26 protein-coding genes are annotated in these 24,125 nt (G+C 73.1%); 18 read left to right on the top strand and 8 right to left on the bottom strand.

Going from position 1 to position 24,125, the window contains the following annotated elements:
* Positions 1-21 precede the first annotated feature (21 nt).
* The gene (locus tag ACY8FT_RS07305; RefSeq protein WP_462418229.1) at positions 22-1,368 is read left to right on the top strand and encodes an adenylosuccinate synthase; all 1,347 of its coding nucleotides are present in this window, start codon (positions 22-24) and stop codon (positions 1,366-1,368) included.
* A gap of 93 nt (positions 1,369-1,461) precedes the next feature.
* On the opposite strand, the gene ACY8FT_RS07300 is transcribed toward ACY8FT_RS07305, so the two are convergent.
* Together ACY8FT_RS07300 and ACY8FT_RS07295 are read right to left on the bottom strand one after the other, a co-directional pair.
* Positions 1,462-1,788, bottom strand: coding sequence for a hypothetical protein (locus ACY8FT_RS07300; RefSeq protein ID WP_462418228.1), 327 nt, complete (start codon positions 1,786-1,788; stop codon positions 1,462-1,464).
* Between the two features lie 187 nt (positions 1,789-1,975).
* Positions 1,976-4,243, bottom strand: coding sequence for a HelD family protein (locus tag ACY8FT_RS07295; RefSeq protein ID WP_462418227.1), 2,268 nt, complete (start codon positions 4,241-4,243; stop codon positions 1,976-1,978).
* Between the two features lie 95 nt (positions 4,244-4,338).
* Here ACY8FT_RS07295 and ACY8FT_RS07290 point away from each other — a divergent pair, with 95 nt between their 5' ends.
* Positions 4,339-4,920: a GNAT family N-acetyltransferase gene (locus tag ACY8FT_RS07290; protein WP_462418226.1), complete on the top strand. Its 582-nt coding sequence runs from the start codon at positions 4,339-4,341 to the stop codon at positions 4,918-4,920.
* Positions 4,913-5,683, top strand: coding sequence for an SIR2 family NAD-dependent protein deacylase (locus tag ACY8FT_RS07285; protein WP_462418225.1), 771 nt, complete (start codon positions 4,913-4,915; stop codon positions 5,681-5,683). The genes ACY8FT_RS07290 and ACY8FT_RS07285 overlap by 8 nt, the downstream gene beginning before the upstream one ends.
* Here ACY8FT_RS07285 and ACY8FT_RS07280 read toward each other — a convergent pair.
* Together ACY8FT_RS07280 and ACY8FT_RS07275 are read right to left on the bottom strand one after the other, a co-directional pair.
* A complete protein-coding gene (locus tag ACY8FT_RS07280; protein ID WP_462418224.1) occupies positions 5,634-6,131 on the bottom strand; it encodes a DUF805 domain-containing protein in 498 nt (165 codons plus the stop codon). The two genes, ACY8FT_RS07285 and ACY8FT_RS07280, sit on opposite strands and share 50 nt — an antisense overlap.
* Positions 6,132-6,176: 45 nt before the next feature.
* Positions 6,177-6,698, bottom strand: a complete 522-nt coding sequence (locus ACY8FT_RS07275) for an O-acetyl-ADP-ribose deacetylase (protein WP_462418413.1) — start codon at positions 6,696-6,698, stop codon at positions 6,177-6,179.
* Between the two features lie 121 nt (positions 6,699-6,819).
* On the opposite strand from ACY8FT_RS07275, the gene ACY8FT_RS07270 reads away from it, so the two are divergent.
* From ACY8FT_RS07270 to ACY8FT_RS07220, 11 genes are all read left to right on the top strand, one after another.
* On the top strand, positions 6,820-7,380 hold the full coding sequence (locus ACY8FT_RS07270; RefSeq protein ID WP_462418223.1) for a pyridoxine/pyridoxamine 5'-phosphate oxidase: 561 nt from the start codon (positions 6,820-6,822) through the stop codon (positions 7,378-7,380).
* Positions 7,381-7,554: 174 nt separating this feature from the next.
* A complete protein-coding gene (purD, locus tag ACY8FT_RS07265) occupies positions 7,555-8,886 on the top strand; it encodes a phosphoribosylamine--glycine ligase (RefSeq protein WP_462418222.1) in 1,332 nt (443 codons plus the stop codon).
* Positions 8,883-9,863, top strand: coding sequence for a phosphoribosylaminoimidazolesuccinocarboxamide synthase (locus ACY8FT_RS07260; RefSeq protein WP_462418221.1), 981 nt, complete (start codon positions 8,883-8,885; stop codon positions 9,861-9,863). Before purD ends, ACY8FT_RS07260 begins: the two co-directional genes overlap by 4 nt.
* 394 nt (positions 9,864-10,257) lie before the next feature.
* Entirely contained in the window at positions 10,258-10,641 is a 384-nt protein-coding gene (locus ACY8FT_RS07255) for a hypothetical protein (protein ID WP_462418220.1), read from the top strand.
* A gap of 81 nt (positions 10,642-10,722) precedes the next feature.
* Positions 10,723-11,010 carry a phosphoribosylformylglycinamidine synthase subunit PurS gene (gene purS, locus ACY8FT_RS07250; RefSeq protein ID WP_462418219.1) on the top strand — a complete coding sequence of 96 codons (288 nt, stop codon included), beginning with the start codon at positions 10,723-10,725 and terminating at the stop codon, positions 11,008-11,010.
* Entirely contained in the window at positions 11,007-11,675 is a 669-nt protein-coding gene (purQ, locus tag ACY8FT_RS07245) for a phosphoribosylformylglycinamidine synthase subunit PurQ (RefSeq protein WP_462418218.1), read from the top strand. Before purS ends, purQ begins: the two co-directional genes overlap by 4 nt.
* Complete coding sequence (gene purL, locus ACY8FT_RS07240; protein ID WP_462418217.1) at positions 11,672-14,044, top strand: phosphoribosylformylglycinamidine synthase subunit PurL; 2,373 nt, start codon at positions 11,672-11,674, stop codon at positions 14,042-14,044. Before purQ ends, purL begins: the two co-directional genes overlap by 4 nt.
* Before the next feature lie 93 nt (positions 14,045-14,137).
* Complete coding sequence (locus ACY8FT_RS07235) at positions 14,138-14,281, top strand: hypothetical protein (RefSeq protein WP_462418216.1); 144 nt, start codon at positions 14,138-14,140, stop codon at positions 14,279-14,281.
* Entirely contained in the window at positions 14,278-14,679 is a 402-nt protein-coding gene (locus tag ACY8FT_RS07230; protein WP_462418215.1) for a hypothetical protein, read from the top strand. Before ACY8FT_RS07235 ends, ACY8FT_RS07230 begins: the two co-directional genes overlap by 4 nt.
* 282 nt (positions 14,680-14,961) lie before the next feature.
* Positions 14,962-15,399, top strand: coding sequence for a hypothetical protein (locus ACY8FT_RS07225; RefSeq protein ID WP_462418214.1), 438 nt, complete (start codon positions 14,962-14,964; stop codon positions 15,397-15,399).
* 97 nt (positions 15,400-15,496) lie between these two features.
* On the top strand, positions 15,497-15,889 hold the full coding sequence (locus tag ACY8FT_RS07220; protein ID WP_462418213.1) for a hypothetical protein: 393 nt from the start codon (positions 15,497-15,499) through the stop codon (positions 15,887-15,889).
* Positions 15,890-15,908: 19 nt separating this feature from the next.
* On the opposite strand, the gene ACY8FT_RS07215 is transcribed toward ACY8FT_RS07220, so the two are convergent.
* The 3 genes from ACY8FT_RS07215 to ACY8FT_RS07205 form a co-directional block, all read right to left on the bottom strand.
* On the bottom strand, positions 15,909-17,159 hold the full coding sequence (locus ACY8FT_RS07215; RefSeq protein WP_462418212.1) for a pyridoxal phosphate-dependent aminotransferase: 1,251 nt from the start codon (positions 17,157-17,159) through the stop codon (positions 15,909-15,911).
* Positions 17,160-17,268: 109 nt separating this feature from the next.
* The gene (locus ACY8FT_RS07210) at positions 17,269-18,087 is read right to left on the bottom strand and encodes a spermidine synthase (RefSeq protein ID WP_462418211.1); all 819 of its coding nucleotides are present in this window, start codon (positions 18,085-18,087) and stop codon (positions 17,269-17,271) included.
* Positions 18,088-18,097: 10 nt separating this feature from the next.
* On the bottom strand, positions 18,098-19,153 hold the full coding sequence (locus ACY8FT_RS07205) for a zinc-dependent alcohol dehydrogenase family protein (protein ID WP_462418210.1): 1,056 nt from the start codon (positions 19,151-19,153) through the stop codon (positions 18,098-18,100).
* A gap of 124 nt (positions 19,154-19,277) precedes the next feature.
* On the opposite strand from ACY8FT_RS07205, the gene ACY8FT_RS07200 reads away from it, so the two are divergent.
* Together ACY8FT_RS07200 and ACY8FT_RS07195 are read left to right on the top strand one after the other, a co-directional pair.
* The gene (locus tag ACY8FT_RS07200; protein WP_462418209.1) at positions 19,278-20,507 is read left to right on the top strand and encodes an arginine deiminase; all 1,230 of its coding nucleotides are present in this window, start codon (positions 19,278-19,280) and stop codon (positions 20,505-20,507) included.
* 1 nt (position 20,508) lies between these two features.
* The gene (locus ACY8FT_RS07195) at positions 20,509-20,883 is read left to right on the top strand and encodes a sterol carrier family protein (protein WP_462418208.1); all 375 of its coding nucleotides are present in this window, start codon (positions 20,509-20,511) and stop codon (positions 20,881-20,883) included.
* A gap of 146 nt (positions 20,884-21,029) precedes the next feature.
* Here ACY8FT_RS07195 and ACY8FT_RS07190 read toward each other — a convergent pair whose 3' ends face one another.
* Complete coding sequence (locus ACY8FT_RS07190; RefSeq protein WP_462418207.1) at positions 21,030-21,350, bottom strand: hypothetical protein; 321 nt, start codon at positions 21,348-21,350, stop codon at positions 21,030-21,032.
* Between the two features lie 76 nt (positions 21,351-21,426).
* Between ACY8FT_RS07190 and purF the strand changes: the two genes are divergently transcribed.
* On the top strand, positions 21,427-22,974 hold the full coding sequence (purF, locus tag ACY8FT_RS07185) for an amidophosphoribosyltransferase (protein WP_462418206.1): 1,548 nt from the start codon (positions 21,427-21,429) through the stop codon (positions 22,972-22,974).
* Positions 22,974-24,113, top strand: coding sequence for a phosphoribosylformylglycinamidine cyclo-ligase (gene purM, locus ACY8FT_RS07180; RefSeq protein WP_462418205.1), 1,140 nt, complete (start codon positions 22,974-22,976; stop codon positions 24,111-24,113). Before purF ends, purM begins: the two co-directional genes overlap by 1 nt.
* Positions 24,114-24,125 lie beyond the last annotated feature (12 nt).

Raw genomic sequence — 24,125 nt, 5'->3', positions numbered from 1 at the left:
CACAGGGTGAAGGGAGCCGGCATGCCGGCGATCGTGATCGTGGGCGCCCAGTGGGGCGACGAGGGCAAGGGCAAGGCCACCGACCAGCTCGGCGACCGCGTCGACCAGGTGGTCAAGTTCAACGGGGGCAACAACGCCGGCCACACCGTGGTCATCGGCGACGAGAAGTACGCGCTGCACCTGCTGCCCAGCGGCATCCTCACCCCCGGCGTCACCCCGATCATCGGCAACGGCGTGGTGGTCGACCTCGCCGTGCTGTTCGAGGAGATCGAGGCACTCGAGTCCCGCGGGGTCGACACGAGCAAGCTGCGGGTGAGCGCCAACGCCCACGTCATCCCGCCGTACAACACGGTGCTGGACAAGGTGGGGGAGCGCTTCCTGGGCAAGCGCAAGATCGGCACCACCGGGCGCGGCATCGGCCCGACCTACGCCGACAAGATGAACCGCACCGGCATCCGGGTGCAGGACCTGTTCGACGAGTCGATCCTGCGGCAGAAGGTTGAGGCCGCCCTGGTGCTCAAGAACGAGCTGCTGGTCAAGACCTACAACCGCCGCTCCATCGAGGTCGAGGAGACCGTCACCGAGCTGCGCTCCTACGTGGACCGCCTGCGTCCGATGGTGGTCGACTCCGGCCTGGAGATCAGCCGCGCCCTGGACGCCGGGCAGACCGTGCTGTTCGAGGCCGGGCAAGCCACCATGCTGGACGTGGACCACGGCACCTACCCGTTCGTGACCTCGTCGTCCTGCGTGGCCGCCGGTGCGTCCACCGGGTCGGGCATGGCGCCGGGCCGCATCGACCGCGTGGTGGGCATCTTCAAGGCGTACACGACCCGCGTGGGTGAGGGGCCGTTCCCCACCGAGCTGCTCGACGAGACCGGTGAGGCCCTGCGCCAGGCCGGTGGCGAGTTCGGCACCACCACGGGCCGCCCACGCCGCTGCGGCTGGGCCGACGCCTTGGTGGGCCGCTACGCCACGCGCGTGAACGGTCTGACCGACATGGTGCTCACCAAGCTGGACACGCTCACCGGCTTCGAGACCCTGCGCATCGCCACGGGGTACCGCGTGCCGACCTCGATCGCCTCCGGGCTGGGCGACGGCCGCGTCGAGGGCGAGTGGGTGTACTTCGACGAGATGCCCATGTCGCAGAGCGACTTCCACCACGCCGAGCCGGTCTACGAGGACCACCCGGGTTGGGCCGAGGACATCTCGGGGTGCCGTGAGTTCTCCGAGCTGCCGCAGGCCGCGCAGGACTACGTGCTGCGTCTGGAGGAGCTGGTGGGCACCCGCATCAGCGTCATCGGCGTGGGCCCGGGCCGGGAGCAGTCCGTCGTGCGCCACGAGCTGGCCCCGGAGCGCGACGCCGCCTGACCTCGGCCGGGCCGCGTGTGCCTCGTGCCGCCGTCACGGCGGCACGAGGCACACGTCTCTTCTCCTGACGGTGGGGCCGGAGAGCCCGGCCCGTTACAGGGCACGCGGCGGGTTCCCGAGGACCTCGGCGGCGGCCAGCCAGACCGCCTCCCGGTCGGAGTGGTCACGCTGCAGCCGCCCTGCCTTGGCGAGGACGCGGCCGACACGTGCCTTGGCCTGTCCGTCGGGGTCGACGACCCCGTAGGCACGGTCGACAGGCGGGGCGGTGACCCCCTCGCGTCGCAGGTAGTCGGCCTCGTCCTCGATGAGGTGCCGGCGCTCCTCGGGGGTGACCGTCGCTCCCCACCGGTCGCCGAGGTACCTCCCGCCGCGGGACCAGTCCCGCACCACCCACCGCACGTCGCGCTCGGAGAGGGTCATCAGCGCCAGCTGGAAGAAGCCGTTGCTCGGCGGGAACCAGGCGCGCTCGTCGTCCCCCCAGCGGCGCCACCTGCGTCCAGTCGAAGGGCGGGCGCGCTCCTGTCGGCTGGAGGGTCATCACAAACGACCTTTCCGGCAGCCCCTGCTCACGGTCTTGGGTGCTGCCAAGGATCCTCCCCGGGCGCCCTCACCCCTCGGTGAGCACCACCATCCGGTGCGCGGCGCGGGTGAACACGACGTAGAGCACCCGCGCCCCGCCGGGGGACTCACGCACGATCTCCTCGGGGTCCACCACCACCGTGGCGTCGTACTCCAGGCCCTTGGTGCTCATCGGGTCGATGATGACCACCTGCGGGTGATCGGCGCGCAGCGGCTCGAAGGCCGCCTCCACGTCCACGTGGTGCACCGCCGGGGTGATGACCGCGATCGCGCCCTCCACGGCCTCGGTCAGCTCGCGGGCCGCCTCGACGGCCGCGGTCGTCCACGCCCCGGAGTCGGCGCCGGTGGCGGCCACCGCCCGCTCGGTGGGCTCGATGCCGGTCTCCCGCACCGCGTTCGGGATGTCCGCGTCGGCCTCGTGGCGGCGGATGTAGTCCGCGGCGTAGGCGAAGATCTCCGAGGCGTTGCGGTAGTTGGTGTCCATGTGGAACGAGCGCCGCGGCTTGATCCCGAAGGCCTCCTCGCGCGCCTCGGCGGCCTCGGCGGCATCGGGCCAGGAGGCCTGGGCGGCGTCACCGACCACGGTCCACGAGGCGGTGCGGCCCCGACGGCCCAGCATGCGCCACTGCATCGGGGAGAGGTCCTGCGCCTCGTCCACCAGCAGGTGCGCGTAGGCCTCCGGCGGCTCCACGGTGCCGTGCAGCAGCTTCTCCCAGGCGGTGGTCGGGGAGACCTGGTGGTACTCGGTCTCGGCGCGGCCCTCACCGCCACGCAGCGCCGCCACGCCGTACTGGCTGGCGTCGTCCAGCTCCTCGATCTCGTAGAAGCCGCGCTCGGTGTCGGCCTCCACCTGCGGCTGCCCGATGCGGGAGGCCACCTCGTCCACCAGTGCCGCGTCGGCCACCGACCAGGTGCCGGTGTCCAGGGCCACCTGCATCGAGGCCGCGAGGGCGGCCTGCTCGTCGGGCTCCAGCACGTCGCGGGCCCAGCCGGCCAGGCGCTCGGCGTCGGCGAGCCAGAGGACCACCTCGCGGGGGTCCACCGGGCGCCACCAGGCCTCCATGAAGGCGTCCACGTCGCGGGAGTCCTCGAAGCGGCCGAAGAAGCGCTCCCGGTCCTCGCGCAGTACCTCGCCGGACATCTGCGTGCGCGCCTGCGTCCACGCCTCGCGGGAGAGCTGCTCCCGGGCCGCGGCGGCCGCGTCGTTGCGCTTGGCCCCGCGCAGCACGGTGTTGCGGATGCGGCGCAGGGCCTTCTCCTCGATGCGCAGGGCGTGGCCGCCCACGAAGCAGCGCAGCTCGGTCGGGGCATCGGGGGCCGGGGCCTTCGCGGCCCGCGCCAGCACCTTGCGGATGCGTAGGGCGCCCTTGACCGCCGCGGCCGCCGGGGCGTCCAGACGGGTGCCGGTCAGGCCGTCGACCACGTCGCCGGCCGCGCGCAGGGCCACCGAGTCCTCGCCCAGGGTGGGCAGCACGCGCTCGATGTAGGCGGTGTACGCGGCGCTGGGGCCGATCACCAGCACGCCACCGTGCTCGTAGCGGCGACGGTCGGTGTACAGCAGGTAGGCCGCGCGGTGCAGGGCGACCACGGTCTTGCCGGTGCCCGGGCCACCGGTGATGGTCGTGATGCCGCGGGCCTCGGCGCGGATCGCCTCGTCCTGGTGCTGCTGGATGGTGGCGACGATGTCGCGCATCCGCCCACCACGGGACCGGGTGAGCGCGGCCATCAGGGCGCCGTCGCCGACGACGGGCAGGTCCTCCGGCGGCTCGGCCACCATCAGGTCGTCCTCGATGCCGATCACCTGCTCGGCGCGGGAGCGCAGCACCCGGCGGCGGACCACCTTGTGCGGCTGCACCGGGGTGGCGCGGTAGAAGGCGCTCGCGGCCGGGGCGCGCCAGTCGACCACCAGTGGCTCGTGCTCGTCGTCCCGCACGCCCAGGCGCCCGATGTAACGGATCTCCTCGACGGTGGGCGTCTCCCCCTCGACGGGGCCGGCCTCCGGCATCGAGTGGTCCAGGTCGAGCCGCCCGAAGACCAGGCCCTCGTGCTCCATCTCCAGGGAGGTGCGGCGCTTGTGGCTGGAGAACACCAGGGCGTCGCGCTCGAACAGGCCGGACATCTCCTCGTCGCGGACGTCACCGGTGCGCATGGTGCGGCCGCGCGAGAGGCCCTCGGCCTCGACCAGGCCGGCACGCTCGGCGGCCTTGCGCAGCTCGGCGTGGACCCGGTCGACGTGCGCCTGCTCCAGGGCGATCTGCTGCTCGGCGAGAGGGTCCTGCTCACGGGGTGTGCTCAACGCGTTCTCCTGCTCGATGGGGCCGTTGGCAAACGGCCTTCAAGTCTACGGGTGCCAGGGGGATGGGCCGGGCGCATCGCGTCTAGCCTCGAGGCATGGAGACCCTGCGCGCCGACCGGCTCGTGCTGCGGCCGTTCACGGCCGCCGACCACGCCTTCGTCGCGGACCTGCACCGCCACCCCGGCATCGCGCGGTTCATCCCCTCCCAGGCCACCACCACGCCGGAGCGCACCACCGAGCAGCTGGAGCGCTTCGCGGCCTACGCCGACCACCCGGTGCACGGCATGTGGTGCGTGACCCTCGACGACGGGACACCGGTGGCCCTCGTGATGCTCAAGCCGATCCCCTTCTCGGCCGAGTCACCGCGAGCCGGCGGGGAGCCGGACCTGGAGGTCGGGTGGCGTGTCCACCTCGACCACGAGGGCCGCGGCTACGCGACCGAGGCCGCAGAGCGGGTGCTGGAGCACGCCTGGGCGGCGGGGGTCGACCGGGTGGTGGCCGTGACGGACCCGCGGAACGAGGCCTCGATGCGGGTCTGCGGCCGCCTGGGCATGGTGGGCCGTGGCACCACGCGGGAGTACTACGACGAGGAGGTGCGCCTGTTCGTCATCGACCGGCCGCGGAGCGTGCCCCCGGGCGGTGCCGCGGTGACGGGGGAGGGATCGGCCCGTGGCTGAGGAGGCTTTCACCCTGCCCACCGAGGTGGCCCACCTCGCCCGCGACGCCGGCCGGGTGGTGGTGCTCACCGGCGCCGGGGCCTCGGCGGAGTCCGGGGTGCCGACCTTCCGCGATGCCCGGACCGGGCTGTGGGAGCGCTTCGACCCGATGGTGCTGGCGACTCCCGCGGCGTGGGAGGCCGACCCGGCGCTGAGCTGGGCCTGGTACGCGTGGCGGGCGCACCTGGTGCGCCGGGCGCAGCCGAACGCCGGGCACCGGGCGGTGACGCGCTGGCAGCAGCTGCCGGGGGTGGACCTGCGGGTGAGCACGCAGAACGTGGACGACCTGCACGAGCGGGCCGGCACCCGGGTGATGGCGCACGTGCACGGCGACCTCTTCGCGCTGCGCTGCGCGGACTGCGGGGCGCCGTCGGTCGCGGACTACCCGGAGGTGGACGAGCCCGTCGCCTCGCTGGAGCCGCCCCGCTGCGAGGTCTGCGGCGGCCGGGTGCGGCCGGGAGTGGTCTGGTTCGGGGAGATGCTGCCCGAGCAGGCGCTCACGGACACGATCGCCGCGGTTGAGGCGGCCGACCTCGCGGTGGTCGTGGGCACCTCCGGGCTCGTGTACCCCGCGGCGGCCGTTCCCGGCATCGCGCGGGACACCGGCGTGCCCGTGGTCGAGGTGAACCCGTCCGGCACGGCGCTCCCGGAGGGGGCGGACCACGTGCTGGAGGTCACCGCATCGGCGGCGCTGCCGGCGCTCGCGGACGCCGCGGCGGGCTGAGGAGGTCGTGCCGGGCGGTGTCCCTGGGGTGGGGGCCGAAGCGGTTTGTCCCCGCCTGGCTGCGGCCCACCCACCAGAAGGCGAGCAGGAAGAGCCCCCACAGCGCCACCACGACCCCCGGCTCGCCCAGGGGCACGAGCAGGAGGGTGAGCAGGCTGAGCATCCACCACCCCGTCCGGCCCGTGTCGTGCAGCCGTCGGGTGCCCACAGCCAGGGTCGGCAGCAGGAGCAGGGCGTGCAGGGCCAGCGTCACCGGGCCCCGGGGATCGACCGACTCGAGGCCGAGGGTGAGCTCGGTGCCCTCGAAGTAGAGGCCGTCCAGCATCTCGGCCGCCCAGGTCAGGAGCCAGGCGACGAGGAGGAAGCCCCACAGCTCGGACCGGCGGGCGCGGTCCCGGAAGTCGGCGTACCGGGCGATGCAGCGGCCGAAGGCCTGGATGGGGTCCATGAGGTGTCCTTGATCGGGGGTCGGCAGCGATCCAAGCCCCGGGCCTCACTCCTGCCGGGCGGTCTCGAAGGCCTGCAGCAGCTCGGGGGAGAACAGCACGAAACGCACCAGGCGCACCGATGCCGGGCCCCACGCCCCGAACTCCCGGGCGGCGGCCAGCGCCTCCCGGGCCGCATCGGTGGGGGACCAGCCATAGACGCCTGCGCCGACTGCCGGCAGCGCCACGGACTGTGCGCCCTGCTCGTCGGCCACGCGCAGCGAGCTCGCGAAGGCCGCGCGCAGCAGCGCCGGGTCCGTCTGGCCCGCGCGGCGGTTCGGGCCCACGGTGTGCACCACCCAGCGGGCGGGGAGGTCCCCGGCACCGGTGGCCACGGCCTCGCTGACGGGCAGCCCGTCCGGCAGCGCCGTGTCCCGGAGCTCGCGGCACTCGGCCAGCAGGCTCGGCCCGGCGGCGCGGTGGATGGCCCCGTCCACCCCGCCACCGCCGAGCAGGGAGGAGTTGGCCGCGTTCACGAGGGCGTCCACCTCCTGGGTGGTGATGTCGCCTTGCACGCACTCGATGCGGATGTCAGTCATGCCCCCAGCATGGTCGTTGCGGAGGACCTCGCGCGATCTGACTCGACGTGTTGCGTTGCGTTCGCTGGGCGAGCGAAATGCAGCGCGCCAACCGCCTCGATAGCGTCGAGGCATGACCACTCTCCGTGACCGCCTCCGTGCCCTGCCGGCCTTCCCCGCGGACCTGCCCCTGCTCGACCCCGACCAGGCACCCGACAGTCCGGACGACCTGTTCCTGGCCTGGCTGGAAGACGCCATCGAGGCGGGCGAGCGTCAGCCGCACGGGATGACGCTGACGACGCTGAACGCCGACGACACCGCGGTGGGGCGCATCCTCATCCTCAAGGACCTGGACGAGGACGGGTACCACTTCTCCACCCACCGGTCGTCTCGCAAGGGGGAGCAGGTGGCCGAGCGCCCGCGGGCCTCGATGGTGTTCTGGTTCAAGGAGGCCGGGCGCACGGTGCGCGTGACGGGCGCCGTGAGGGAGCTGAGCGAGGAGGCGTCCCAGCGCGACTGGGAGGGGCGTCCGAGCTACGACGGCGAGCCCAACCCGGACTGGCAGCTGTACGCGCTGCACGCCGAGGAGATCGAGTTCATGCAGGCCCGCGAGGACCGCAACCACACCCGGCTGGAGTACCGGCGCGAGGGCGACGACTGGTCCCGCGGTCTCGTGACCACCCCCGCGGGTTGAGGCCCTACCCCCGCCTCGCTTCGCCTCGGCCCGCCCCTTCCCTTCCCCGGTTTAGTCCCCTGATGTGGTCCGTCTCGTCGCGACACACCGGGATCCCGCGCGAAGCGCAGTCGTCAGGGGACCAAATTGCCGAGGGGGAGGGGGCGTGGTGCCGCGGCCGATAGGGTCGCGCCCGTGAAGATCCTCGTCATCGGCACCGGCGGACGCGAGCACGGCCTGCTCGACGCCCTGCGCCGCACCCAGGACCCGCAGCACCCGCTCGAGCTGTTCGCCGCCCCCGGCAACCCCGGCATGGCCCGGATCGCCGAGTGCCGCGCGGTCGATGCCGAGGACCCGGACGCCGTCGTGGCACTCGCCCGGGAGCTCGGCGTCGACCTGGTCGTCGTCGGTCCGGAGGCCCCGCTCGTGGCCGGCGTCGCCGACGCCCTGCGCCGGGCCGGCATCGCCACCGTCGGCCCGAACGCCGCGGCCGCCGGGCTGGAGGGCTCGAAGTCCTTCGCCAAGGAGGTCATGACCGAGGCGGGCGTGCCCACCGCGCAGGCCCGCATCTGCACCGATACCGCCTCCGTCCCGGCCGCGCTCGACGCGTTCTCCCACTCGGCCGCCGGCGAGCCGGTCCCGTTCGTGGTCAAGGCCGACGGACTGGCCGGCGGCAAGGGCGTCATCGTCACCACCGACCGCGACGAGGCCGAGCGGCACGCCGCGGACTGCATCGCCAAGGAGGGCCACGTCGTCGTCGAGGAGTACCTCGACGGCCCGGAGGCGAGCGTCTTCTGCCTGGTGGACGGCGCCACGGCCGTCGCGCTGCCGGCGGCGCAGGACTTCAAGCGCGCCGGCGACGGCGACCTCGGCCCGAACACCGGCGGCATGGGTGCCTACAGCCCGTTGCCGTGGGCGCCGGAGGGCCTGGAGGGCGAGGTGGTGCGCACCATCGCCCAGCCGGTGGCCGAGGAGATGAACCGCCAGGGCACGCCGTTCGTGGGGGTCCTCTACGTGGGCCTCGCGCTGACCGCCGACGGGCCGCGTGTGGTCGAGTTCAACGTCCGCTTCGGCGACCCGGACTCCCAAGCGGTCCTCGCCCGCCTGGAGTCCCCGCTGGCAGACCTGCTGCACGCCACCGCCACCGGCACCCTGGCCGATGCGGCTGCCCCGACCTTTGCTGACGAGTCCGCCTGCGTGGTCGTCCTGGCGGCCGACGGCTACCCGGCGTCCCCGGTCAAGGGTGGGGCGATCACCGGCATCGCCGAGGCCGAGGCCCGCGGCGCGACCGTGCTGCACGCGGGCACCCGCACCGAGGACGCCTCCGGTGACCCGGCCGGCAGCGGTCAGCGAACGCCGGAGCTGGTGGCCAACGGCGGCCGCGTGCTCAACGTGGTGGCCCGCGGGGCCGACTTGACCCACGCCCGGGAGAACGCGTACGCCGGGCTGTCCCTCATCGACCTGCCCGGAGGGTGGGCCCGCACCGACATCGCCGCCGAGGCCGCGGCCGGAAGGATCACGCTGTGAGCACCGAGCCCCTCTTCGCCCACGAGCTGCCCGGGTACGAGCTCGTCCACGCCGGCAAGGTGCGCGAGCTCTACGCGCCGGGCCCCGATGCACCGCTGCCCGAGGGGTACGCGGCCGACGACGTGCTGCTCATGGTGGCCAGCGACCGAATCAGCGCCTACGACCACGTCCTCTCCACGCCGATCGCCGACAAAGGCGAGGTGCTCACGCGCATGAGCCTGTGGTGGTTCGACCAGTTGGCCGAGCTGGTGCCGCACCACGTGCTCGCCACCGCCGCCCCGCTGGTGCCCGAGGCGGTCGTGGGCCGCGCGGTGCTGGTCAAGAAGCTGCGGATGCTGCCGGTGGAGTGCGTTGCCCGCGCCCACCTCACCGGGGGTGGGCTGAAGGAGTACGAGCGCTCCGGCGCGGTGTCCGGGGTGCGGCTGGCCGAGGGCCTCGTGGACGGCAGCGAGCTGCCCGACCCGATCTTCACCCCGTCGACCAAGGCGCCGGCCGGCGAGCACGACGAGCCGATCAGCTTCGACGAGGTGCGCGAGACCATCGGTCACCCGCTGGCCCGGGCCGCGCGGAACCTGACCGTCGACATCCTGCGCCGCGGGCACGAGATCGCCGCCGGGCGCGGCATCATCGTGGCCGACACGAAGGTCGAGTTCGGCCTGGGGGGCGTGGACGCCGACACCGACCTACGGACCGTCACCGAGGAGGACCTGTCGTCCGGACGGGTGCGGATCGTGCTGGCCGACGAGGTGCTCACGCCGGACTCCTCGCGCTTCTGGCCGGCCGAGGGCTTCGAGCCCGGACGGCAGCAGCCGAGCTTCGACAAGCAGTTCGTGCGCGACTGGCTGACCTCCGAGGCATCGGGCTGGGACAAGGCGTCGGACACCCCGCCGCCGGCGCTGCCGGACGAGGTCGTCGAGGGCACGCGCGCCAAGTACGTGGAGGCCTACGAGCGGCTGACGGGGGAGTCCTTCCGCTGACGGGAGGCGCCGGCGGGTGGCGTGTGGCCCACGGCAGGGCCGGCCCGGGGCGGAGCACGTTCCCCCGGGGGCGTTCTCCGGGGGGCGACCCGGTTCTCCGGGGGTTGGTCCGTTTGGCCCGGGTGAGGTCCGCGTGCTTCAGGAGCGCCCCGGGGTCAGGTGGACCCACCCCCGCGGAGGTGGACGGCACCCTGCGGCCTGCCCCCTTGCGTCGTGTCCCTGCGTGCTTCCTCCCGGCGTTGTGTCCCTCGCGTCCGGCCCCCTGTGGCGTCCCCTCCCGGCGCCTCCGGCCCTGCGGAGCCGACCCGCGCCACGCCGAGCCGGCCCTGCCCTCCCGAGTTTCCCCGCCCACGGGCGCACTCCACAGGAGCCGCCCCGTGCCTAGCCTGTGGCCATGGTGATCGAGCTCCTGGTCATGGGCGGCCTGCTCCTGGTGGTGCCGGGGACCGTCGTCCTGGTCAGCGAGCTGGTCTCCCTGGTGCAGACCCCTGCTCCGCCGACGAACCGCTGGATCGCCCCGCTCGGCCTGAGTCTGTCCGTGCTCTGCGGCCTCGCCGCCTTCGTGCTGCTGGTCGCCGGGTTCCTGGACACCGGGCCCAGCTCCTGGGACGGCCTGATGGCCACCTTCGTCCTCTGGCCCGCGGTGCCCATCGCGCTGGGCGCCAGCTGGCTGTGGGCGAGGCTCGGTCTCCGTCGCCGTTGGGTGCTCGCGATCGGGGCCGTGCTACTCAGCGTGATCGTGCTGTGGGCGCTGGGGTACGGACTGGGCGTGATCTGACCGGAGGGCGCAGTAAACTCCGCCCTGCACGCGGGCGCGCACGCACGCCGCCCGGCAGCCACGTCACCCCCAGGAGTGCCCATGGGCCACGTCATCGTCGACGTCATGCCGAAGCCGGAGATCCTCGACCCCCAGGGCAAGGCCATCGCCGGCGCCCTGCCGAAGCTCGGCATCGACGGATTCACCGAGGTGCGGCAGGGCAAGCGCTTCCTGCTGGCCGTCGAGGGCGAGGTCACCGACGCCGTCCTCGCCTCCGCCCGCGAGGCCGCCACCACCCTGCTGAGCAACCCCGTCATCGAGGACGTCGTGGGCGTCCGCGAGGCCACCGCCGCCGACCTGGATGCCGAGCAGCAGGGAGCCACCGCGTGAGGATCGGCGTCGTCACCTTCCCCGGTTCCCTGGACGACCGTGACGCCGCCCGCGCCATCGACCTGGCCGGCGGCGAGTCCGTCGCCCTCTGGCACGGCGACGAGGACCTCTCCGACGTGGACGCCGTGGTGCTGCCCGGTGGGTTCTCCTACGGCGACTACCTGCGCTGCGGCGCCATCGCCCGCTTCGCTCCGATGATGACGCGCGTCATCGACGCCGCGAAGGGCGGCATGCCCGTGCTGGGTATCTGCAACGGCTTCCAGGTGCTCTGCGAGAGCCACCTGCTGCCCGGCGCCCTGATCCGCAACGACCACCAGACCTTCGTCTGCCGCGACCAGCGCCTGCGCATCGAGTCCACCGCCACCGCCTGGACCTCCGGCTACGCCGAGAACCAGGAGATCACCATCGTCCTGAAGAACGGCGAGGGCGGTTACGTGGCCGACGAGGCGACCCTCGACCTGCTCGAGGGGGAGGGCCGCGTCGTGGCCCGCTACCTGGAGCACAACCCGAACGGCTCGCTGCGCGACATCGCCGGCATCAGCAACGAGCGCGGCAACGTGGTCGGCCTCATGCCGCACCCCGAGCACTGCGTCGAGGAGGGCTACGGCCCTTCCACCGACGGCCTGCCCTTCTTCACCTCCGTCCTGCGGGAGATGGTCCGATGAGCACCCAGCCCGACGTGAACGCCGAGCTCGACACGGTCGAGCACGCCGCCGCCAACCCGGACACCGAGCAGCCCTGGGCCGAGCTCGGTCTGGCCGCGGACGAGTACGACCGCATCCGCGAGATCCTCGGCCGCCGCCCGACCAACGCCGAGCTGGCCATGTACTCGGTGATGTGGTCGGAGCACTGCTCCTACAAGTCCTCCAAGGTGCACCTGCGCCAGTTCGGCGACAAGCAGTCCGAGGAGATGCGCGAGCACCTGCTGGTCGGCATCGGCGAGAACGCCGGCGTGGTCGACATCGGGGACGACTGGGCGGTCACCTTCAAGGTCGAGTCGCACAACCACCCGTCTTTCGTGGAGCCCTACCAGGGCGCCGCGACCGGTGTCGGCGGCATCGTCCGCGACATCATCTCGATGGGGGCGCGCCCGATCGCCGTCATGGACGCCCTGCGCTTCGGTGACCCGTCGCACCCGGACACCCTGCGCGTGCTGCCCGGCGTGGTGGCCGGCATCAGCGGCTACGGCAACTCCCTGGGCCTGCCGAACATCGGCGGCGAGACCCGCTTCGACGCGGTCTACCAGGGCAACCCGCTGGTCAACGCCCTGTGCGTCGGCGCGTTGAAGAAGCAGGGCATCCACCTGGCCAACGCCTCGGGCGTCGGCAACAAGGTCGTCCTGTTCGGGGCCCGCACCGGTGGCGACGGCATCGGTGGTGCCTCCGTGCTGGCCTCCGGCTCGTTCGAGGACGGTGGCCCGTCCAAGCGCCCGAGCGTGCAGGTGGGTGACCCCTTCAGCGAGAAGGTCCTCATCGAGTGCTGCCTGGAGCTCTACCGCGAGGGCCTCGTGGAGGGCATCCAGGACCTCGGTGCCGCGGGCATCTCCTGCGCCACCTCCGAGCTCGCCTCCAACGGCGAGGGCGGCATGCACATCGAGCTGACCAGCGTGCTGCTGCGCGACCACACCCTGAACGCCGGCGAGATCCTCATGTCGGAGTCGCAGGAGCGCATGATGGCCGTGGTCACCCCCGAGAACGCCGAGGCCTTCGAGCAGGTCATGGCCCGCTGGGAGGTCGAGTACTCCTGGCTGGGCGAGGTGACCGACACCGGCCGCCTGGTGATCGACTGGGACAGCACCACGATCGTGGACGTCGACCCGCGCACCGTGGCGCACGACGGCCCGGTCTACGAGCGCCCCTACACGCGCCCTGAGTGGCTCGATGCCGTGAACGCGGACACCGTGGCCGCCGCCGGGCTGGCCCGGCCGACTACCGACGCCGACCTGCGGCAGACCGTGGTGGACCTGCTCTCGAGCCCGAACCTGGCCGACGCCTCCTGGGTCACCGACCAGTACGACCGCTACGTGCAGGGCAACACGGCCTCGGCCATGCCGGACGACGCCGGCGTGGTGCGCGTGGACGAGGAGACCGGCCGCGGTGTGGCGCTGAGCACCGACTGCAGCAACCGGTTCAGCTACCTGGACCCGTACGCCGGGGCCCAGCTCAGCCTGGCCGAGGCCTACCGCAACGTCGCCGCTGCCGGCGCGGCCCCCCGCGCGGTCTCGGACTGCCTCAACTTCGGCTCCCCGGAGGAGCCGGGCACCATGTGGCAGTTCGCCGAGGCGATCCGTGGCCTGGCCGACGGGTGCCTGGAGCTCGGCGTCCCGGTGACCGGTGGCAACGTCTCGCTCTACAACTCCACCGGTGACACCGCCATCCATCCGACCCCGCTGGTCGCGGTGCTCGGTGTGCTGGACGACGTGGCCCGCCGCATCCCGACCGCCTGGCGCGCCGCCGGGCTGGACCTGCTGCTGCTGGGCGCCACCCGCGACGAGCTCGACGGCTCGGCCTGGGCGGGCCTCCACGGTCACCTCGGTGGCGTGCCGCCGCAGGTGGACCTGGCCGCCGAGCGCCGGCTGGGTGCCGCACTGGGTCGCGCGGCCGAGGCCGGTCTGGTGGCCGGTTCGCACGACCTCGCCGAGGGCGGCCTCGCGGTCGCGCTGGCCGAGGGCGTGGCGCGGTACGGCACCGGTGCCCAGGTGGAGCTGTCCGCCGTGCTCGACGCCGCCGCCGGGGCGGGCACCGAGCTGGACCCGGCCGCGGCCCTGTTCTCCGAGTCCGGTGCCCGCGTGCTGGTCGCCGTGGATCCGCAGAAGCGCGAGCAGCTCGAGGCGCTGCTCGCCGAGGCCGAGGTGCCGTCGGTGCACCTGGGCACCACCGGGGGTGACTCCTTGCGCGTCGTGACGCCGGCCGGGGAGCTCTCGCTCACCGCGGCGCAGATCCAGGAGGCCCGGGCCATGACCTTCGCCGAGCTGATGTCCGGTGGCGGTCAGAGCGTGGCCGAGGCAGCGGTCGCCGAGGCCCACGGCCACTGAATCGGTGCCTCGTCCCGCCACGGTGTCGTCCCCCGGGCCCCGACGGGTCCGGGGGCGACATCTGCTGGTGGACACTCCGTGCATGCTCAGGCCATGACCGTGAACTCGTCCGGTGACCGCAGGACCACTGGCCCCGTCGCTGTTCCCCGGGGCTGGCTCCCCATCGCCCTCGCGGCACTGGCCCTCGGTGTGTGGTGCGCGGTCGGTCTGCTGCCGGAGGTCCTCGCGCAGTCATGATGCATTCCCTCCTCAAGGCTCCCGTCGCCCAGCCCGAGCCCGGCACCGCCGGTGGCGGTCACCTCGTGCTGCCGACCCTGGCGGTCGGCCTGGTGGTGCTGCTGGCGCTGCTGGTGGCGATGCGACGCAGCGAACCGGCCCCCGGGTGGGGCCGGTTCGTCGCCGCCGGGGTGTCGGTGGCCGTGGTGGGGTGGATGGCCGTCGCGCCGCTCGTCCTGGAAGGGCCGGGCGCCGCCGGGTACCTGGAGGTCATGCTGCTGCGCTTCGGTGCCTCCGCCCTGCTGCTGCTCGCCTTCTGGTGGCGTCGCACGCGGCAGGCCCTGATGGTGGCCCTGGTGGTGACGCTGCTGATGGCCCTGCCCGAACTCTCCTGGCTCGCCGCGGCCGTCCGTGGCTGAATCCGCGCGCCCGGTCGGTCACTCGTCTCGTACGGTGCACCCGGTGCAGCGCCCCGACAGGGCCAGGTGGGCCGGGTCGAGCGTGAAGCCCAGGGAGTGGAGGCGGTCCTCCGTCCCGCCGAGCAGCGACCGGGGATGGGCCGGGCCACCGGGGGTGCGGTTCCCGCGTGACCGGGTGGTAGGGGCGCGCGAGGGCCACCGGTGGCTGACCCCGTGCGTCCCGTCACCGTCACTCAGGGTGTCGGTGTGCCCGTGGGGCCCCGGACCCAGCACACTGTCCCCATGGATTCCGACGTCGACCTCCTCGCACTCCCCGCCGGCATCGACAGCGGCGACATCACCGCAGCCCTCATCATCTGGGTGATCTGCTTCATGGTGTCCGCCCTGCCCAGCCCCAGCGGCGGCAAGGCGATGAAGTCGCTCGGCAGCTTCGTGAGCATGCTCATCACGATCGCCTTCGTGGCCTGCATCGTCTGGGCCGGCTGGGCGCTGGTGCAGAGCGTGACGGACGGTCCGGCCATCGACACCACGCAGGGCGGCACCGAGCCGTGGGACACGGTGCAGGAGGCGGGCATGCGCGCCGTGCTCATCTTCCCGGCCCTGTTCATCAGCGCGCTGTGGCGGCAGCGGGAGCGCTGGCTCGCCCTGGCGGCGACCATCGTCGCCGCCGGCACGGTCGCCTGGCTGCAGCTGCCCTTCTTCACCGACTGGCTGCGCTGAGCCGGGCGGCTCCTCGCGCTGAGGGTGAACACGCCGCACGGAGGATGGTCCTCCTGACGGAGGCCGCCCCGCCCGGCCCCCTGTCTAGCGTGTGGCCATGGTTGTGAGCATGGCCGTGCTGTCCATCTACGGGCCGGCGATCGCGATTCCTGCGGTCGTGGTGGTGCTCACCGAGGCGATCGCGAACGCGGGTGACGCGCCCCGTCCTCGCTCCTGGGTCCGGTGGGTCGGGTACTCCTCGGCCCTCCTGCTGGTGTGTGCCACCCTGGCGATGGTCGTCATGGGGGCCGACGACGCGGGTGGGGACCAGCCCGGCGCCGGGCTGGTGGCCCACCTGCTCCTGTGGCCCGCGGTGCCGACGGGCTGTGCTGCGGCCTGGGTGTGGATCCGCATGGCGAGGACGGGCCGACTCGCCCACGGGGGCGGCGCCCTCGTGCTCAGCCTCGCGGTGGCCGCTGTGATCCGCTACGCCCTGGACGTGGGGTTCTGAGGGGCCGGTTCAGCCGCCCTCACCCCTGGCGGTAGCTCCCCAGGAAGTTCCCCATCCGCTCCACGGCGACCGCCAGGTCGTCCGGGTGCGGCAGGGTCACCACGCGGAAGTGGTCCGTGGTGGGGATGTTGAAGCCCGACCCGTGCGTCACCAGGATCTTCTCGCTGCGCAGCAGGTCGAGCGCGAACTGCTGGTCGTCGCGGATCTCGTGCACCTCGGGGTCCAGCCGGGGGAAGGCGTACAGCGCACCGGTCGGCTTCACGCAGCTCACTCCGTCGATTGCGTTCAGCCCCTCCCAGGCCACGTCGCGGCTGCGCGTGAGGCGTCCCTTGGGCAGGAGCAGCTCCTCGATGGACTGCCTGCCGCCCAGCGCGGCCTGCACCGCCTGCTGGCCGGGCACGTTCGCGCACAGCCGGGTCGAGGCGAGCAGCTCCACGCCCTCCAGGAAGCCGGCGGCGTGCTCGCGCGGACCGGTGATCACCATCCACGCCGAGCGGAAGCCCGCCACCCGGTAGGTCTTGCTCAGTCCGTTGAGGGTGATGCACAGCAGGTCCGGCGCGAAGGTCGCCAGGTTGGTGGCCTCCACGTCGTCGTAGGTGATGCGGTCGTAGATCTCGTCGGCGAACAGCAGCAGCCCGTGCCGGCGCGCCACGTCCGTGATCGCGCGCAGCGTCTCGTCGCTGTAGACCGCGCCGGTCGGGTTGTTCGGGTTGATGACGACGATCGCCTTGGTGCGCTCGGTGACCTTCGACTCGAGGTCCTCCACGTCGGGGTTCCACCCGTCCTCCTCGGCGCACCGGTAGTGCACGGGGCGCCCGCCGGACAGCGAGGTCGCCGCGGTCCACAGCGGGTAGTCGGGGGCCGGGATCAGCACCTCGTCACCGTCGTCCAGCAGCGCGTTGAGCAGCAGGGTGATCAGCTCGGAGACGCCGTTGCCCAGGTAGACGTCGTCGACGTCCAGCTCCGGGAAGTCCGGGGTGTTCTCGTAGCGGTCCACCACCGCCCGCCGGGCCGGGAGGATTCCCTTCGAGTCCGAGTACCCGTGCGAGGTCGGCAGGGTGGAGATCATGTCCCGCACGATGTCGCTGGGCGGCGGGAAGTCGAACGGCGCGGGGTTGCCGATGTTGAGCTTCAGGATGCGCTCGCCGGCGGCCTCCATGCGCTGGGCCTCGGCGTTGACCGGCCCCCGGATCTCGTAGAGCACGTCCGCGAGTTTGTGGCTCTGGTGCAGGGCGCGGGGGGAGGGCTGGTCGTCGCGCTGGGCCGTCATCGCCCCATGGTGCCACGGGGACCGCGCCGTTCCTTCCGACGGGTGGAGTGTGGGCGAGGGGCCGCGACGGGCTCGTTCGCCAGCTGCGCGCGGACGCCTCGTCTGCCGGCTAGGCGGTCCCCATCTCGGTGGGGAAGGCCGCTGAGGTCGCTCGCTGCCTCAGGGCACCCAGCCAGCTCGGGGCAGGGCCGGCGCCGCGCTGGGCGACGAGCACGACGTTGCCCGGCTGCTTGCCCCGCGCCACCTCCCGGGTGGCGACCGTCGCGAGCGTCCCGCTCCAACCGCCCTCGCGCCAGGCCGCGGCCGTGGCCCGCGTGGTGGGCAGGCCGGGGGAGTCCGAGAGGTTCATCGCCAGCACCCCGCCCGGGCCGAGCACCCGCATGCAGTCGGCGGCGAAGGCAGGGGTGAGGAGCTCGGCCGGCACCTCGCCCTCGTCGAAGGCGTCCACCACGACGGCGTCGGCGCTGTCGTCCCGCAGGGCCGCCATCCCGCTGGCGCCGTCCTGGGGCCGCACCCGGATGCGGTGACCGGTCGGAAGCGGCAACCGGGCGCGCACCGCCTCGGTCAGGGCGGCGTCGGGCTCGAGCACGATCTGCGGTGACCCCGGCCGGGCGTGCTGCACCCAGCGGGCCAGCGTCAGCCCGGCGCCGCCGACGTGCGTGACGCCGAGGCGCTCCGGCGCCGGGGAGCCGGGCACGAGGTCCAGCACCATCGCCAGGTGGGCCACGTAGGGGAACTCCAACCGGGCCGGGTCGGCGGGGTCCACGTGCGACTGGGGCCGGCCGTCGCGGAACACGAGCACGCCGCCGTCTTCGGCCACCTCGAAGCCGAGGCGCTCCGGCAGTTCGTCGCCGGCGTGCGGGGTCCGCTGACCCCGGCGGCGGTGCGCACCGGCGTCGGGGCGCCCCGCCCGGCCACGTCGTCCCATCAGACCTCGATCACGGGCGCAGCATCACCTTGATCGCGGTGCGCTCGTCCATGGCGGTGTAGGCCGCGGCCACGTCGTCCAGCGGTACCACGGTGTCGAACACCCGGCCGGGCTCGATCTCACCGGCCACCACGGCGTCGCGCAGCATCGGGGCGTAGCGGCGGGCGGGGGCCACGCCACCGGCCAGGTTCACGTTGCGGCGGAACATCAGCTCCACCGGCAGCTCGATGCCGTGGGGGACGCCGACGTAGCCGACCGTGCCGCCGGGGCGGGTGGAGCGGATGGCCTGCAGCATCGAGTCGTGCGTGCCCACGCACTCCAGCACGCGGTCGGCGCCCAGTCCGTCGGTCAGCTCGCGCACGGCCTGCACACCCTCGTCACCACGGGCCTCGACCACGTCGGTGGCACCGAACTCGCGGGCGACGGCCTGCCGCTCGGGGTAGCGCGACATCGCGATGATGCGGCTGGCTCCCTGCATCCGGGCCGCGAGGACGCCGCACAGCCCGACTGCGCCGTCCCCGACGACCACCACGGTGTGCCCCTCGCGCACCCCGGCCTGGTGCGCGGCGTGCCAGCCGGTACCCATGACGTCCGAGACGGTCAGGAGCGAGGCCAGGAGGCGCTCGTCGACGGCACGCTCGTCCACGCCGTCGACGGGCACCAGCGTCCCGTCGGCCCGGGGCACCCGGACGGCCTCGCCCTGCCCGCCGTCCACGAGGTGGCCGTCGCGGTCCTCGCCGCCCCAGCCACCGCCGTTCAGGCAGGAGGTCGGGAAGCCGCTGGTGCACGCGGCGCAGTCGTCGCACGACCACACGAACGGGGCGATGACGAACTGGCCCTCGCGCAGCGCGACCTCGCTGCCGGCCTGCTCGACCACGCCGACGAACTCGTGCCCGATGCGGCGCGGCTCCTCGACCGGGTTGGCGCCCCGGTAGGGCCAGAGGTCGGAGCCGCAGACGCAGGAGGCCACCACCCGCACGACGGCATCGGTGGGCAGGACCACCCGCGGCTCCGGCACCTCCTCGAGGCGGACGTCCCCGGCTGCGTGGATCACTGTGGCGCGCATGTGTGTGATCCTTGCACGCGACACGCATCCCCGGAGCATCCGGGACCCGCTGGTCCGAAGGGGATCGGCGTCCCGTGAGGCGGGCCGAGCCCGCCGTCCCGCCCGGGTGAGGAAGGATCTCTCCATGGCATTCCACGTGGGCTCCGAGGTGGGCCGTCTCAAGCAGGTCATCGTCCACCGCCCCGGTCTCGAGATGAGCCGGCTGACCCCCTCCAACGCCGAGCGCTACCTGTTCGACGAGGTGCTCTGGCTGGAGCGGGCGCAGGAGGAGCACGACCAGTTCCGGTCCGTGATGGAGGACCGCGGCGTCCTCGTGCACGAGTTCTCCGAACTGCTGACCACCACCGTCGGCATCCCCGAGGCGCGGGCGCACATCCTCGACCGCTCGCTGGACGAGCTGATGGTCGGCCCGCGGGCCGCCGAGGAGCTGCGGGGCGCCTTCGAGGAGATGAGCGACACCGAGCTGGCCACCTACCTGGTCGGCGGCATCACCAAGGGCGAGCTGCTCGAGCGCCTGCCCGGTTCCAGCAGCCTGTTCCTGGCCGCCATGGCCGAGCGCGACCTCGTTCTGTCGCCGCTGCCCAACCACCTGTTCACCCGCGACACCTCCGCCTGGCTGTACGGCGGTGTGTCGGTGAACTCCATGCACAAGAAGGCCCGCCGTCGCGAGACCGCCCACTTCGAGGCGATCTACCGCTGGCACCCGCTGTTCGCCGACGCGGACTTCGAGCACTGGAACGACGGCCTGGAGTCCGGCCCGGCCACCACCGAGGGCGGCGACATGCTCGTGCTCGGGAACGGCGCGGTGATGGTCGGCATGTCCGAGCGCACCAACCCGCAGGGCGTGGAGCGGGTGGCCCGCCGGTTGCTGCGCTCCGGACAGGCGCACACGGTGCTGGCTCTCGACATGCCCAAGGCCCGTGCGCTCATGCACCTGGACACGGTCATGACGATGCTGAACCCCACCACCTTCACCCGCTACACCGGTCTGCCGCCCATGCAGAGCTGGACGCTGACCTCGGACGGCTCGGGCCCCGACGCCCACATCAAGGTGCAGCACAACGCGCCGGAGCAGCTGGACGCGGCCATCGCCTCCGCGCTCGGGGTCGACGAGATCAGCGTGCTGGCGGCCGACCAGGACGACCGCTCCGCGGAGCGCGAGCAGTGGGACGACGGCTGCAACGTGCTGGCCCTGGAGCCGAACGTGGTCGTCGCCTACGAGCGCAACACCACCACCAACGAGTACCTGCGCTCCCAGGGCGTCGAGGTGCTCGAGATCGCCGGTGGCGAGCTCGGCCGCGGCCGCGGTGGCCCCCGCTGCATGAGCTGCCCGATCGAGCGCGAGGCGATCTGACGTGCCGCCCCGCCGTCGCATCGACCCCGCTGCGGGACAGGCGGCGGTGGGGCAGTGGCTCGACGCGCAGGAGCAGGGCTCCTCGGTGGAGCGACCGACACTCGCGACGGCCGTGCGGTACACGCTCGAGGAGCTCGGGGCACGGGTTCCGGGCCGCTCGGTCGAGGTGAGGGTGCCGCCGCTGGGCGTGGTCCAGTGCATCGAGGGGGCCACGCACCGGCGCGGCACGCCGCCGGCCGTGGTCGAGATGGACGCCGGCACCTGGATGGCGCTCGCCACGGGGCGCCGCGCCTGGTCCGACGCGGTGTCCTCCGGCTCCGTCCAGGCCTCGGGTCAGCGGGCCGACCTCTCGCCCCACCTGCCCCTGCACCCCTGACCCTGCCCTTCCGCAATTTGGGCACCTGACAACTGCGAATTGCGCGAATCCCCGGCGTGTCGCGTCAAGAGGCGCACATCAGGTGACCAAATTGCGGAGGCCGAGGGGAAGAGGGACGGGGCGCGGCGAAGAGGCCGACGGGCAGGTCAGCGGCGGCGGCGCTGGTGCAGGCCGTCCACCAGGACGAACACGAGGCCGCCGAGCACCAGCCCGGTGAAGCCGAACATCACTGCGAGGAAACCGAACGAGCGGCCGGGGGAGTACATCTCGCTGGACGGGCCGAGTGCCGTCGCGAGGCCGGCGGCGACGACCCCGAGCAGGCAGCCGATGAGCACGAAGGGCAGGAGGCGCGGCGCGCTGTGGACCCGCGCCGGGCGCCCGGAGTCGGCCGTCCCCTCCGTCGTCCGGCGGTTCCCGGTGGTGTCGTCCGCGGGCTGGTCGTGGTTCTCGTGGATGTCCTGCTGCACGGCGCCACCGTACGTGAACCGGCGCGACGGACGACGCCCGGACCGGCCGTCGCCGCGCTGTGGGAAAATGCCCGACGTGATGCATGGTGATGGCCGTCTCTCCCACGATCTGCTGCCCGACGAGGCGCTGCCCCAGGACGAGTGCGGGGTGTTCGCCGTCTGGGCCCCCGACGAGGACGTCGCGACCCTGACCTACTACGGGCTCTACGCGCTCCAGCACCGCGGTCAGGAGTCGGCGGGCATCGCCGTCTCCAACGGCGACTCGCTGCTGGTCTACAAGGACATGGGCCTGGTCTCGCAGGTGTTCGACGACAAGGTGCTGGGCCCCATGCGCGGGCACATGGCCATCGGCCACACGCGCTACTCCACCACCGGCGCCTCGGTCTGGGAGAACGCGCAGCCCACGCTCGCCGGCACCGACGACCGCACCCTGGCGCTGGCCCACAACGGCAACATCATCAACTCCGCCGAGCTGCTGGACCGGCTGACCGAGATGCTGGACGGCGACGTGCGCCGCGCCGCCGGCGAGCTCGGCCGTGGCAGCACCACCGACACCGCGATCGTCTCGGCCATGCTCGCCACCGGGGAGGGGTCGGTCACCGACCGGGCGATGCGCGTGCTGCCGGAGGTCCGCGGCGCCTTCTCGCTGGTCTTCCTCGACGAGAACCGCCTCTATGCCGCCCGCGACCCGCAGGGCGTCCGCCCGCTGGTGATCGGGCGCCTGAGCCGCGGCTGGGTGGTCGCCTCGGAGACGGCGGCCCTGGACATCGTGGGCGCGAGCTTCGTCCGCGAGGTCGCCCCCGGCGAACTCATCGCCATCGACGAGGACGGCATCGAGAGCCGTTCCTTCGCCGAGCCGGCGCCCAAAGGGTGCGTCTTCGAGTACGTCTACCTGGCCCGCCCGGACACCCGCATCGCCGGCCGCGAGGTCTACGACGCCCGCTTCGAGATGGGGCGCGCCCTCGCGCGCCGCCACCAGGTCGAGGCGGACATGGTCATGCCCGTGCCGGAGTCCGGCGTGCCCTCGGCCATCGGCTACGCCGAGGAGTCCGGCATCCCCTACGGCATGGGCCTGGTGAAGAACTCCTACGTGGGGCGCACCTTCATCGCCCCCACCCAGACCATCCGCCAGCTGGGCATCCGGCTCAAGCTCAACCCGCTCAAGCACGTCATCGCCGGCAAGCGGCTCGTGGTCGTCGACGACTCGATCGTCCGCGGCAACACCCAGCGCGCGCTGGTGAAGATGCTCCGCGAGGCCGGTGCGGCAGAGGTGCACGTGCGCATCAGCTCCCCGCCGGTGGAGTGGCCGTGCTTCTACGGCATCGACTTCGCGACCCGGGCGGAGCTGGCCGCGGCGAACATGACCGTGGAGGAGATCTGCGGCTCCATCGGTGCCGACTCGCTCGGCTACGTGGAGACCGAGGACATCGTCGCGGCCTCCGAGCAGCCGGCCGACCGTCTGTGCACCGCGTGCTTCACCGGTGACTACCCGATCCCGCTGCCCACGGACGGCCGCACCGGCAAGCAGTGGCTCGAGCTCGAGCGGGCCGCCCGCGCCACCGACCCCACCGATGTCGGCACGCAGCAGGTGCGCGACTTCGCCCAGAACCCCGGGAGGCCCTGATGACCGACCAGCCCGTCACCCCGCAGCCGTCCACCGGCATCACCTACGCCTCCGCAGGTGTGGACACCGAGGCCGGCGACCGTGCCGTCGAGCTGATGAAGGCGTCCGTCGCCCGCGCCACCCGCCCCGAGGTCGTGGGTGGCCTCGGTGGCTTCGCCGGGCTCTTCGACGCCTCCGCCCTGCAGGGCATGGAGCGCCCGCTGCTCACCACCTCCACCGACGGCGTGGGCACCAAGATCGCCATCGCCCGGGCGCTCGACGTCCACGACACGATCGGCCAGGACCTGGTCGCGATGGTGGTGGACGACATCGTCGTCTGCGGCGCCGAGCCGCTGTTCATGACCGACTACGTCGCGACCGGGTCGGTCGAGCCCGAGCGCATCGCGGCCATCGTGGCCGGCATCGCGCACGGCTGCGAGCTGGCCGGGGTCGCCCTCGTGGGCGGCGAGACCGCCGAGCACCCGGGCCTCATGGACCCGGACGAGTACGACCTGGCCGGCGCGGCCACCGGTGTGGTGGACGCCCCTGACGTGCTGGGCCCGGAGCGGGTGCGCGTCGGCGACGCCGTGCTCTGCCTGGCCTCCTCGGGGCTGCACTCCAACGGCTTCTCGCTGGTGCGTCGGGTGGTCGAGCACGCCGGTCTGTCCTTGGAGGCGGAGGTGCCGCAGTTCGGCCGCACGCTGGGGGAGGAGCTGCTCGAGCCCACCCGCATCTACACGCGCCCGCTGCTGGAGGTCCTCCGTTCCACCGAGGTGCACGCGCTCAGCCACATCACCGGCGGCGGTCTGGCCGCCAATCTGGCGCGCGTGCTGCCGCCGGAGGTCTTCGTGGCGCTGGACCGCTCCACCTGGGCCCCGGCGCCGGTCTTCGAGGCCGTGCGCGCCTGGGGTGGTGTGGAGCGCGCGGACGTGGAGAAGACCCTGAACCAGGGGGTCGGCTTCGTGGCCGTGCTGCCGCAGGAGTCCGTCGATGAGGCCGTGCGCGTCCTGGCCGGTCACGGCATCGACGCCTGGGTGGCCGGGCAGGTGCACGGCTCCGCCGTGGAGGGTCTGGGAGCCGAGGTGCCCGCCGGGGAGTGGGTCACCGAGGCCAAGGGCGTCACGGGTGGTGCCGCGGCGCTCGTGGGTGACCACGCCTGACGCCGCGGCCCG

It is taken from the genome of Kytococcus sp. Marseille-QA3725 (genome assembly GCF_054950055.1).
Note: the sequence above shows the minus strand (reverse complement) of the source record. Positions and strands in the feature narration are given on the sequence as shown.